The sequence below is a fragment of the Paenibacillus koleovorans NBRC 103111 genome (assembly GCF_004000845.1).
In the GTDB taxonomy this organism is placed as follows: Bacteria; Bacillota; Bacilli; order Paenibacillales; family NBRC-103111; genus Paenibacillus_AA; species Paenibacillus_AA koleovorans.
In genome coordinates, this window is the sequence record NZ_BIMA01000158.1 from 1 (window position 1) to 12462 (window position 12462).

Consider the following 12462-nt stretch of genomic DNA (forward strand, 5'->3'; position numbering starts at 1 on the left):
TCCCGTTTGGGTCGTATTGCTTGCCGTGAGCGTGCTGCCGATCGGCCAAGCCGGTGCTGTCGCATCCGCCGAAGCAAGCTCGGTGGCCGTTACTCTTACGTTGTGCAGCATGACGGTGTTATTGGTTGAACTGGCACCGTTGATGTAGTCGTAAGAGGAATTGCCTGTGTTGTTAATACGAACGCCGAAGCCGCCGAACAAACTGTTGCCTAAATCGCCTGTCGAATCCGTCCAAGAGAGGTCAACCGTATTAGGCAAATTTTGTTCGGTTTGCAGCGGCGTCTTCTCGGACAGCGTCGAGGCTTGTACGCGAAGAGTGCTGCCTGTTACGGAAATCGTAATGGTGCTCTTCGGCATAAACGCAACTGTCTTAAGCGGCTCGCTAAGCGCGGTCTGATTGGTCCCGTCATACTTATGCAACGTCCAAATCGTAGCGTTGGAACCGCCGGTAGCGGTGCGTTCTACTCGAAGGCCATATCCTTTGCGGGTCGACGGATCGTATTTTACATAAATATCCATGAAATGGCCGTTGCCCCCGAACCCCTGGCCCTCTACCTTACTTGTGGAGAAGTTCAGAGTCAGCGACATGTCGCCGTAGTTGCCGGGTTGGCCGAACACGAATCGGGTGTTCGTACCGCCGGAATTGCTCTGAAGGCCCCAAATCTTATCCGTGCCGTTGCTGCCGATTCCCCATCCCCACGGCACCGCCGTACCGCTCACGCGGTCAAAGAACCATCTGCCATTCGTAGTGGTATTGTTTTCATTGGTAACATACAAATTCCTAAAGTCTGTATACAACGACGTTTCCGTTACGTCGGCAGCCGTAACCGAGCGTGCGCTGTAAACCGTGACGGGAGCGCCAGATGAGCTAAACTCATACTTCGGTGTAATAACGGCGCGAAGGTAGTAACCCACGTCATATTTATTCAGAGCATAGTTTTTATAAGGATCGTCTACGAAGAATTCATTAACGTCGTTGCGCATCGTGCCGATATGAATCCCGTTCGTAGTATCGGGACCCGTCTCGCGGTACCAGTCGATGACGGAGGTATCCTTGTAGCCTAGCTGATCCAGCGTATAACTAAGCGTCGCAAGGTTCTCGCTAATTACAATTCCAGGCATCGTAACAGCAGGTGCAGGAACAGATGTCGGGCGGATATACAGCGTCGCGCCGCCAGAGATGCCGCTCGGGAGCGTGCCCGTCACAATCGTCTTGATGATAGCGCCGGTATTGTTTGGTTTGGCTGTCAGCGTAATGACGCCGGTCGAAGTGTCGACTGTACCGTTCAGAAGATTCGTATCGTACGACCAAACCGTATTTTTCACATCGACGGACCCCGTCGGACCCGGGGCAGGCGTCAGAACCGCTTTGTTGGTGTTGTCCGTTTTTTCGGAATACATCGTTTTACCCGTTGCGCCGACCAAGAATCGATAGGGCAGGTTGGCATAAGGCGCCCAATCCGCAGTATTCTGTCCTTTAGGGTCCCAACCGTCACTACCCTTCAAGAGGTTGTAAACGTTGTATTCCTCTCCAACCTTGAAGGCGTTAAGGGCGGTTCCTGTGAGCGTGACAGAGGTTTGCGGCTGAGACGGACTGATCACGAGCGGCGTCTTCGCTTCGCCAATCGTATTGTTCGAGACAAAGTGGCGGGCATCCTCACGCACTACATTCTCCCACTCGACCGATTCAATGCGACCGGTGAACTGGGTATCAATAATAGCGAAGATCGCGTTCGAATTAGGGCCGATGGCACTGGACGTCTTGGCGAGCGAAACATCCGTACTCGTCATTTGCGGCATTCCGACGACTCGGCTGCCCAGCAGGACGTTGATCCCGCCGTTTCCGGCGCCATTGACGGACGGATGGTTGCCGAAAAAGTGGAAGGTGCTGTTCTCGTATACATTGATTCCGCCGGCAAAAATGGAGTCGTCGGTCAATTGGAAAAAGCTGTCCAAGAAATACGCACGAGTTGGCGCAAGGTTAAGCATCATGTTCAAATAACCGACGAACCGCATGTTTTTAAAGTACAATTTGTCGGGAGCGCCCGTACCGTTTGCTCTGGTTAAAACCTCGGCATGGTTTTTGGAATCCATCCGCTTTTGTATATTTTGAGACGGATCGCGCGAGTAAACCAAATCCTGCTGCGCGTAGTTTGCAATTGTGATGTTCTCCCCACGGAAGCCGGAAGAGATGCCCAGCGTATACCAGCTGCCGTTCGCTCCTAAGCCGGCTGCCCCTCCCTCGCCCCGGTTGCCGGCGATGATCGTTTCCGTGGCATCCTCGGTAAGGCCGATGAAAGTGATGTTTTGGCCCAGGATACTAAGGCCGATATTCGGAGTTGCAATGACACCGCCTTCCTTGTACGTCAAGTCCGTCCAGTACACACCGGGGGCGACGTACACGGTCGTGCCTGCGGGCAACGTCAGGTCGCGTTGGTTTGTGGACAGCGTTCCTAAGGTCTGAAGCGTCGCCGCGACGTACGGGCTTTCGAGCTCCTCAGCCGATGCGTAGGCGTTCAGCAAGCGATGCGTGTTGTCCACTTGCACCCACTTCGCGTGCAGCTCCACAGAACCGGGTACCTTTTCGTTCAGGAAATCCCACATGTGGGCACTAGTCGATCTGTCCGTGTACCAGCCCACAAAAACCCAACCGGCTTTTGTAGGACGTACCGGAACCGCGATCGCATCTCCGACTTTCACGCTTTGCGGCTGGACCGCGCTGCCTCCGTCTGTGTTGAAGGTCACCAACACATTCTCGCCGTTTATCGCATAGACATTCGACCAATCGCTCTCTCCGACGGAGTTGACAGCCTTGATCCTAAAGGCGTAATTCGCATCCCTGCTCGCGGCTTCCGCCAGAATGGCTTGCAGGTTGGCAAACTGGTCTATCTTTTGGGTGATATAGCTGTTCGGCCTGGAGCTCGCTTGAACCGTTCCAATGGTTTCCCAAGTGTTGCTGCCCTTGTCCCACTGAATTTCATAGTGGTCTGTCAACACATCCTTGGAAACCCATTCGATTGTAAAGGTATCCTTATAGACCACGATCTTGCCGGGAGCAGGTATGAATGTCGTAGGCCCGCCGAAAGCGGAACGCACTTCGTCATTGAACTTGACTGTTGAAATTGCCGGTGCCGCGGGAACCGCTGTTGGAGCCAATGCAGCCATTGCGCCGGCATAGGTCTCAATCTCGGTTCTCAAAGCTTCCACTTGGCCGGCGGTTCCCGTCGGCCATACGCTACTGCTTTTAGGCCTGAACGACCAATCCAATTGCGCAGCGGGGCTTGTGGTCATATTCGGATTCGTAGTAGTCGAACCCGCAGCAACCACAATACCGATATCCAGCATCGGGTCAAAGTTCCTCCGGGAGCTCTCGTCAAACACATTCGGCTGAAGGCTTAACGCAGCATCCTTGAGCTCTTGAAGCGAAGTGTCCGTAAGACCGGTCATGTAATCTGTGTTACGTCTGAAGCCGCTAATCGTACTTGGGAAGTCTCCCTCAGTCACAGCCTCTTTGGTGATGATGAAGCCGGGAGCGTCTCCGAAGAAATGGTTGTATCCATTTCCAGTTGTAGAGTCAATAGGTTGACTACCCCTTGCATGACCCTGGCGGCTTCTAAGGAACGGGAAGTTGACATTGTCAAAAATATTCCCTTCCGCCCAAATCGTGGCATTGTGACCCCCGCCAATTCCATAACCCGTATTTCTTTCCAAGAGAGTATCATGCAGTGAATGCCCCTGGATGCCGTCATACAAGTTGTTAAACACGTGAATCCGTCCGTTGCGCACGCGAGGAGTTCTTTCCTCCGTGCCTTTAAACCAGTTGTGATCCAATGTGCCATAGTGAGCGCTCATCGAGGTCGCGCCGCCGCCGATCAGCAACACCTTGCTGCTTCCGGCATATTTATTGTAAGAAACCGTATAGTTTCTTGCGTGGTTCGTTACGTCCGTTGCACCGTCACCCTTCGCCTGGTCAGGGTCCTGATTGAGCGCGAGATGCTTGTTCTGCCCATATCCGAACGTATTGTTATGCACCCAAACGTTAGAACCTCTGATCGTAGTATTTGTCCCATTCACCTCGATGGCATCATCAAACCACTGGTCGAAGTTGAGGTTGCGGAGTACTACGTTATGGGCTCCGCTAGTGCTTACCCCCCAGCCGAAAATCGTCGCGTCGGGGCCTATACCTTCTAAGGTTACATTTCCGTTGCCCTGACCGACTTGCAGCATCCGGTTGGCGTTTAATCCCGGTGGTCCTACCGTGCTGGAGTTGGCCACGCTGGTGTTGACCGTTTTGAAGGAGCCGACGGTGCCCAAGAAGCGAACAACAAGAGGCGTTCTAGCGTTTGCGGTAGATCCTCTATTAGCTGTAAATACATTTGACGGAAGAGCAGTATTCATATTTTCATGGGTTACATAGATTATTATTGCATTGGGGTCCACTCGGCCATCCGGCAAATATCCGCCGATAGCTCCATTGAGAGCAAAATTGTGGCTTCCTTCAAAAGCATTTTCATTAGACGGCACAAATGCCGCCCCATTCCGCGGGAAAGCCCTTGTTTCAAGATCGGCGAAGGTGTGAAGAACTGTCGTGCCGTCCATCGCTCTCACTTGGATTTGGTATTCGCCTTTGGGGAGTCCCGGTATATCTGCGCGCCAAGTGTTTCGGGCCGGATCCACTTTGCGGACCAGTTGGGCGTCCACTTCCTGCCAGTCCACAAGCCAGCCTGCGATCGGAGCGTTGTCTCTCCAGTCAAAGGCGCCTAAAGTCCTGACATAAACTCGGTATCCGTCTACAGATTTACCTGTCCATGTGGCATAGGCGGATTCAAACCAAGTGCCTGCGAGCGCCGTACTGTTCGGCACAGAGCTTATGGACGAAGCTGCTCCAGCGCCTTCCCCAGCAGACGCGATTGTAGGAAACATGCTTATAACAAGAAGAACGCTGATCAATAAGTTGACTACTCTCTTTGTTACAATCATACTTACACCTCTTTTTCTTTATACTTTGAAGGTCGCCTTTCCCACTCGAAATCATAAAAGCTTCCCCCTCCATACGGCGCCGTAACTGCAATAAAACAAACAGGTAGTGTTCCGTCCAGCAAGCGCACCTGCTGCAGTTGCCTGTGTGCAAAGTCAACCTCCTCAGAGCAATGGCATCCCCCTTCTCGGCAAGAATGGTAGCACTTACGAGTTAAATATAGGGGGCTGGGTCATTACAAACAATAAACATTAATTAACCTTGATTCATATGGAACAGATAACATATAGACGGTTTGAGAATGTACACCCGGAGACATAAATCGGCTCCAAAACTATAGCAGAGCGGGCTGCTTTCACAAGTAAACAATTTTCAACTTCTTCTCTTCAACGCTAAAAAAGCCCGGCCGAATGGACCGAGCTTCCGTTCTCGTACAAAGAAAAAAGCCTACAACCGAGTTGTAGACCGTCAAGGTTATATATTTAAAAAGGGGGTCGATTTCTAGTATAGACCGCGAACATTAAGGGAGCGTGAAATTAACGTTACAGTTTGATTACAGATAAGAAAGCGCATTAGTCGCCACAGAGCGATTAAAGCTGTTTCACCTTGTTCACCAAATCGCGGATCATCATATAGGCATCGCCATTGATCAGCTTCGACTTGTCCTCGATGCCGTCGACGGTTTCTTTCTTCAGGTAGCCTTTCGTCTGCAGCTCCTGCACCGCTTGTCCGGCTGTGACGTTCAAACCGACCGCGCGAGCCATCGTCAGCGCCGCCTGCTCCAGCGTGAGGGACGCCTTGGCAGGATCGGTAATACCGGCAAGTGCGGCGTTCGGGTCGCCCGTCAGCTTGTGGATCCGCTTGACGCCGGACATCAGATTCGCCATACGCTGCGGGTTCGAAACCGGCGTCGTATCAAAGCCGGCATTGTCGTAGCCTCCTACGACGAGCCCCATCGAGACAAGCGTCTTTAACCCTTCATAGCCTTTTTGCGACATGTACGGCTGCGGCTTCACCTTGGACGGCTCAAGCTCCATGCCTTGTTTGTTCAGCTGCGCTTGCAGCGCGGCGACTTTGTCTTTCGACGCCGACAGCTCGCGGAAGCTGATCCCGCTGTCGATCGCGAGCTTCGAAGCGGCCCCGGCCGCCTCCGCCGTCGCCATCCCCACCGGGATGACGCGGGCGCTGCCGTGCGGCAGCGTGTCGAAGCTGGCCGAACGGCCCACGACCAACAGCCCGTCCACCTTCTGCGGCACGATGCTGCGGAACGGAATCGCGTACTTGACCGGATGGCTCATAACGGCCCCGCTGTCCGTCGGGCTGATCCGCTGAATGTCGACGGAGTACGAGCCGAATCCGATGCGGTCCCATTGGTCGCGGTTCTCCATAACGTCCACCATCGACAGTCGGTACTCGCCGACCATATGCCGCGTCTCGCGGACGTACAACTCCGGCGCCGTGCCTTCCAGTTCGACGTTCGCGAACTCCGGATACAGCTTCTTCATATGCGCCACGACGTACGGCAGCTCCTTCTTGCCGATCTCGAACGCCTCCGCACGCGACTTCGGATCGAGCCCGTCGATGCCGAAAATTTGCAGCGCGTTGATCAAGATCGAGTTGTCGTTTTGCCGCCCGATGTTCAGGCCGCGCATCTTGACCCGCTCCTTGTTCTCCGGCGGGTACTTCTGCATCTCGCCGTAGCCCCACGCGCTCAGCTCGTTGGCGTCCGTGCCCGGGTCGCCGTCGTCCTTGAGCCGCTTCTTGATCTGATTCCACACATCCGGCGTCACGTTCTTCAAACGGAACACGAGCGTCACGGCCATACGCGCCGCCTTGTCGCCGATATCCTCGCGGCCGATCGTGAATGGCACACCTGCTGCCGCTGCGACATCCGCGTCCTGAGTAGCGTCGATAACGGACTTAGCCGTTATCGCTTGCTTCGCGCCGTCCGTCTTCGTGACGGTCACGCCGACTACACGCTTCGTGCCCGCATTGTCCGCCATAATCGGCTCAATCGCACCTGCACGCAAATACAAATCTATATTCTTTTCATTTTTAACAAGCTTATAAAACGCATTGGCGGCCGTCACGACATCGAATGAGTCGCCTTCGACCTGATCGTACCATTCCGTGAAAATGCCTTTGTTCAATATTTCAGGCTTCGAGCCAGGAAACAGGCTGTTCTTCTCGTTATCATAATTGTGGTCGAGACTGTTCAGCCAGCCAAGCGTCATCAGCCCGCCGAGAATGTCCCGGTCGTGCCCGTCCACCAGCAGCGTCTTGAGCCCGTTCCGGGATGCCGACACCGCCGCAGCGACGCCTTCCGGATCCGTGCCTACGACGACAACGTCGTATTCGTTCTTGAGCTGCTTGACCGGCTCCACTTTCTCCAGCGCCTTCGGATCACCGACGGTTTGCCGATCCATCGTGTAATAGAAGAAAGCTGCGACACCGACCAAACAAATGAATAATATCACGATGATCAACACCATTACATTTTTACGACGAAGCCGTCTGTCCATTGGATCCTGTGCCATTTCATCCATCCTAACTCACAAAGTATCGGCCCGAGGCTGTCCATCGCCTAAAACACCGACATCCTAAAGTGTACCATATTTCGACAAAAAAATGAATGAAGGCCCGCCTCATTCACGAGACGAGCCATTTCCTGCGATTTTCCGCCTATTACTCGCGTTTTACTCCATCGGCATGATGAAGCCTCCGTTTCCTGCACGAGATTTTTGTTGATTGCAGGCTATTGCTCGTTTTTAACCTGCTCCTCGACTAACAGGCTGTCGAACATCTCGACAGCCTGCGGCAGAGCGGAATGGAGCGAAACTTATTTCTTCGAGGCTGCGTATGCGGCATTGATTTCTTCGATGATTTTGTCGCCGCCGGATTTTTTCCACTTTTCGACTTCCGCCTTGAACGCCGCTTCGTCAATCGCACCGCTGATAAACTTGAACGTGGCGTCGTCGATGATTTTGCGCAGCTCGGTACCACGCTGTGTAAGGGTTGGAGAATCGAAAGCTTCCGCCGGATTCGGCACGACGATCTTGTTGTTGTCGAGGGTTAGCGCCTCGTACTTCTCCCGCAGCGGATCGTTCGCTGCCTTCAGCGCCGTACGGTCCATCCCGACGAGTGAGTCGAGCGGACGCACTTCCACTTCGCGGGCGTCGTTCGCCGCAGCGATGTTCTCGAACGAGTTGCCGCCTACAACTTTATAATGCGTATTTTCCACGCCGAGCTTCATCAGATTGAACACTTCCGGATCCTGCAGCTTGTCGAGCGCACCGAGAATTTGTTTCAACTCCGCCTCGGTTTTCACCACCGTCTTCGGAATCACGAAGATTCCGTTGTGGCCCGCTTGCGACCAGACGCGGTCTTTGCCATCCGGACCGGAGATGCGGTTCAAGATGTCCAGCTTGATGTTCGGGTTTACTTTCACCCCGGCGTTGTACAAGTTCGCGGCGTCGACCATATTGCCTACGTACAGTCCGGCTTGGCCTGTGGTGAATTTATCCCATTGCTGGTTTTTGCTCGCTACGGTGAAATCGTCGTTCATGAGCTTCTCGCTGAACAGCCTTTTCATAAACTTCGCCGTCTCGAGGTAAGCGTCGAATGTGAATTCAGGCTGCAGCTTGCCGTCCTTCTCGCCCCACTCGTTCGGTACGCCGAAGTAGGAGCCGAGCGTCTTGAACGCGCCGAATTTCAGATCGTTGCGGTCGGTCAAGCCGAAAGTGTCGTTTTTACCGTTTTTGTCCGGGTCATTGAGGGTGAACGCCTTGAGGACGTTGTACAGCTCGTTGACGTTCTTAGGGGCTTGCAGCCCGAGATTGTCGAGCCAATCTTTGCGAACGACGATGCCTTGACGAGTCAACGGACGCTCGCGGTAAATGCCGTATATTTTGCCGTCGATCTTCGTGTTGTTCAGAATCGTTTCGTTCATTTTCGCCAGGTTCGGGTAATTTTTCAGATGCGGCCCGAGCTCCCAGAACATGCCGGATTTCACTGCGCTTTGGAATGCGGAGTTTTTGATGTCCTGAACGGTTACGACCTTTGTTAACGTGTTCGATGCAATCGCCGTGTTCAGCTTGTCTTCCTTTACCGCATCCGGCACCCAGGTGATGTCGAGCTTCGTGTTCGTTTTCTGCTCGACCAGCTTAAGCACAGTGTCTTTCGGCTGCGATTGCGTGTACAGAGGCGTCATCCATGTAATTTCTACCGGACCGGAGGGTGTCGCACTGGCAGTAGGCGAGGGCGAGGAGCTGCCTGGCGGCGTAGCGCTGCTGCCGGTGCTGCCATTGTCTTTGCCGCTACAAGCTGCGAGACCTACGGTAGTGACGGATAGGACGGTGAAAATGGAAATCGTTTTGAGCCATTTGGCCCGATGGGACGTGGTCATGGACATGGTTGGGACCCTCCAATTATGAATTTTATATTAGAAACCTGCCGGAGCAGGGTGAAGCCGGAAGTGAACACGCAAGCCGATTCAGCCTTTTACAGAGCCCAGTAAGGCGCCTTTGACAAAATGTTTCTGCAGAAACGGGTACACCAGCAAAATGGGGATCGTCGCAACGACAATGACTGCCATCTTGATCGTGTGCTCCGGCGGCGGCACGAATTCCGAGCCCATCTCGCTCAAGTCTCCCTGCAGCCCGCTCGCCACGATGACGATTTGGCGCAGGAGCACCTGCACCGGCCATTTGGCGGCGTTGTTAATGTAGAGCACGGCTTGGAAAAACATGTTCCAATACGAGACTGCATAGAACAGCGAGATGGTGGCAATGGCCGGCATCGAGAGCGGCAGCACAATCCGGAACAGGATGCCGAAATCGTTGCAGCCGTCGATTTTGGCCGATTCCTCCAGCCCGTCGGGGATGTTCTGGAAGAAGTTGCGCAGAATGATCAAATTGAACGCGCTGATCGCGCTGGGAACAATCATGGCGGCGTACGTGTCGAGCAGGCCGAGCCATTTGACGACGAGAAACGTCGGGATAATGCCGCCGCTGAACATCATAGTAAAGACGATAAGGAACATGAGCGTTCGACGGCCGTCGAGATCCCGTCTCGATAAGCCGTAGGCCATCATTGCGGTCAGCCACATGCTGAGAACGGTACCGATGACGGTAATGCCCGCCGAAACGGCTAGCGCTTTGAACATGACGTTGGTCGAGAAAATGTAGCGGTACGCGTCGAGCGAAAATTTCGTCGGGAAGAGCAAAAACTTCTTCGTCAGCACTTCCTCGATCGTGGCGAAGGAGCCGGCGATTACGTGCACGAACGGCAGAAATGTGAGAAGAGCGAATACCGCAAGAGCCGTGTAGTTGAATATCTCAAACAGGCGGTTGCCAATGGATTTTTCTTGAAGCATGAGTGGATCCTCCTTAGTAGATGCCTTCTTCGCCGTACTTCTTGGCCAGCCAGTTGGCAAAGACGACCATGACCAGGCCAACTCCCGCCTTGAACAACCCGACCGCCGCGCTGTAGCTGAACTGCCCTTGCCGCAGCCCCGCCGTATACACGTAAGTATCGAAGATTTCCGCCACCTCTCGGTTCATCGCATTCAGCATCAGGAAGATGTGGTCGAAGCCAAGCTCCAACACATCGCCGACTTTCAGAATGAGCAAAACGATGATTGTGCTGCGGATCGCAGGCAGCGTCACATGCCAGAGCTGGCCGAGGCGGCCGGCGCCATCCATTTTGGCGGCTTCGTACAGTTGCGGATCGACGGCGGCGATGGCGGCCAAGTAGATGATCGTGCCCCAGCCGGACTCGCGCCAAATGACTTGCAGCACGTACATCGGCCGGAACCAGTCGGGGGATGTGAGAAAGCTGAATTTGCTGAAGCCCATCGAGGCCAACCCTTCGTTAATCAAACCTCCCTGAGTCGTGAAAAGGACGTATGTTAGCGAGACGATGATGACCCATGACATGAAATGCGGGATGTAGATGAGCGTTTGGATAGAACGCTGGAACGTTTTGGACCGCACCTCGTTCAGCATAAGCGCCAGGAGGATCGGCACCGGGAAGACGAAGAGGAGGTTCAATCCGAACAGGATAATCGTGTTGCGGAACAGCATCCAGAACGTCGGCTCCTCGAAGAGCCGCTGGAAATGCTCCAAGCCGACCCACTCGCTGCCGCGGATGCCGAGGAACGGCTGGTAATTCTGGAAGGCGATGATCAGCCCCCACATCGGCAAATATTTGAAGAGTACGAAGAAGATGAAACCAGGCAAAATCATCAGGTACAAGTACCGGTTTTTAAGCAGTCGGTTCCATAATGGGCTGCGCTGCGGAGCCGAGTGAACTGTCGACGTTGGCGTCGATTCGGATTTGGATTTTACAGTTGCAGTAGTCATAGGTGGATCAATCGTCTCCTTCCAAGGACGGTGCGTCGTCGATGTATGTCATCAGCATAGCGGGGCGAGGAATAGCCGGTCTATGCGCTGAATTTAAACGGACGGGCGGGATTGGCGGGAAGTTAAAAAAAGCTTATGCGATGTTACGGGGTGGTGGTGGGAGGTGGTGCTGAGGAGTGGTTCTGGGGAGACGGGTAAACGTTCACTAACATTGGCTTCGCGGTGGGGGCGGGCGCTCCAATTCGGCAAATTCGGACTACAGCTATCGTTCCTACCGCGCCTTTCTCTCTAAGTGGGAAAAGTCGGACTGGAGCGAGAGGGGGTCAGCGGAGCGCCACGGGATCGATGAGATACAACGGGAGACGGGGGATGTGCAAGATGAGGTGGCCGAGTGTATCGTGGGGCAGAGTGCTTTGTAGGGACTCGCGATGCAAATGAAAGCCTGAGCGGAGAGTGGAGCAGCCGAGCACCTAATTATCCCATTCGCGAAGCTCAGATACTCAGTCCGCAGCAATGGAAAAGCCCATTCGCTGGACCGTCTCGAAGGGGTACCTTCGAAAATGAGGCCAAGCAAACGGGCTGAATGGTGCAGGAATAGTCAATTAAGAAGGTTTATGGGTAGAAGAGATTGGCTGGCGTCGTCGTCGGGCACCAGCGGGAGGCGCGCAGGAAGCCGATCAGAGCGTCCTTCGCCCGCGTGGTGCCGATGTAGTGCAGCGCCTCGGCCGCGTGCGCGCGCACGTACCGGTTCTCGTCGTCAAGCGCCTCGACGAGCGCCGGGACGGCCGGCTCGCCGGCGGTGCCGAGCATCGAGAGCGAGAGTCCGGCCATGAACCGGACTTGCGCGCTTTCGTCCTGCAGGCTGGCCGCGAGGGCAGCCGCACAAGCTTCGGCCGGCGAGCCGATACGCCCGAGCGCATCGACGGCCTCCGCGCGCACGCGCACCGCCGCGTGCGCCTGCAGGCGAGCGAGAGCGGGCACGGCGGCAGCCGCCGCCTCCCGCAGCTCGCCCAAGGCGAAGGCCGCAAACGCGGCCGCATCTTCCTGGCCGCTCTCGAGCGCGGCCAGCAGCCCGGGCACCGCCGGCGCGCCGACGGCGGTGAGCCCGTACGCGGCCGCGCG

General features: G+C 54.8%; 6 protein-coding genes. All 6 read right to left on the bottom strand.

Annotation, left to right across the window (positions count from 1 at the left end):
• The coding region (locus PKO02S_RS29600; protein ID WP_174819974.1) for a pectate lyase family protein at nucleotides 1-4980 on the bottom strand (4980 nt) is incomplete at its 3' end.
• Between the two features lie 588 nt (nucleotides 4981-5568).
• Nucleotides 5569-7515, bottom strand: a complete 1947-nt coding sequence (locus PKO02S_RS29605; protein WP_127588619.1) for an FAD-dependent oxidoreductase — start codon at nucleotides 7513-7515, stop codon at nucleotides 5569-5571.
• 302 nt (nucleotides 7516-7817) lie between these two features.
• Nucleotides 7818-9389: an extracellular solute-binding protein gene (locus PKO02S_RS29610; RefSeq protein ID WP_246067620.1), complete on the bottom strand. Its 1572-nt coding sequence runs from the start codon at nucleotides 9387-9389 to the stop codon at nucleotides 7818-7820.
• Nucleotides 9390-9470: 81 nt separating this feature from the next.
• A complete protein-coding gene (locus PKO02S_RS29615; protein ID WP_127588620.1) occupies nucleotides 9471-10352 on the bottom strand; it encodes a carbohydrate ABC transporter permease in 882 nt (293 codons plus the stop codon).
• A gap of 13 nt (nucleotides 10353-10365) precedes the next feature.
• Nucleotides 10366-11340, bottom strand: a complete 975-nt coding sequence (locus PKO02S_RS29620) for an ABC transporter permease (protein ID WP_127588621.1) — start codon at nucleotides 11338-11340, stop codon at nucleotides 10366-10368.
• 612 nt (nucleotides 11341-11952) lie between these two features.
• Nucleotides 11953-12462 (bottom strand): HEAT repeat domain-containing protein (locus tag PKO02S_RS29625; RefSeq protein WP_164821761.1); only part of this gene is annotated, 510 nt, incomplete at its 5' end.

What these genes read in the sequence shown, in the direction of transcription:
- PKO02S_RS29610 (WP_246067620.1), bottom strand. Translation starts at nt 9,389, where the DNA reads ATGTCCATGACCACGTCCCATCGGGCCAAATGGCTCAAAACGATTTCC.
- PKO02S_RS29615 (WP_127588620.1), bottom strand. Translation starts at nt 10,352, where the DNA reads ATGCTTCAAGAAAAATCCATTGGCAACCGCCTGTTTGAGATATTCAAC.
- PKO02S_RS29605 (WP_127588619.1), bottom strand. Translation starts at nt 7,515, where the DNA reads ATGGCACAGGATCCAATGGACAGACGGCTTCGTCGTAAAAATGTAATG.
- PKO02S_RS29620 (WP_127588621.1), bottom strand. Translation starts at nt 11,340, where the DNA reads ATGACTACTGCAACTGTAAAATCCAAATCCGAATCGACGCCAACGTCG.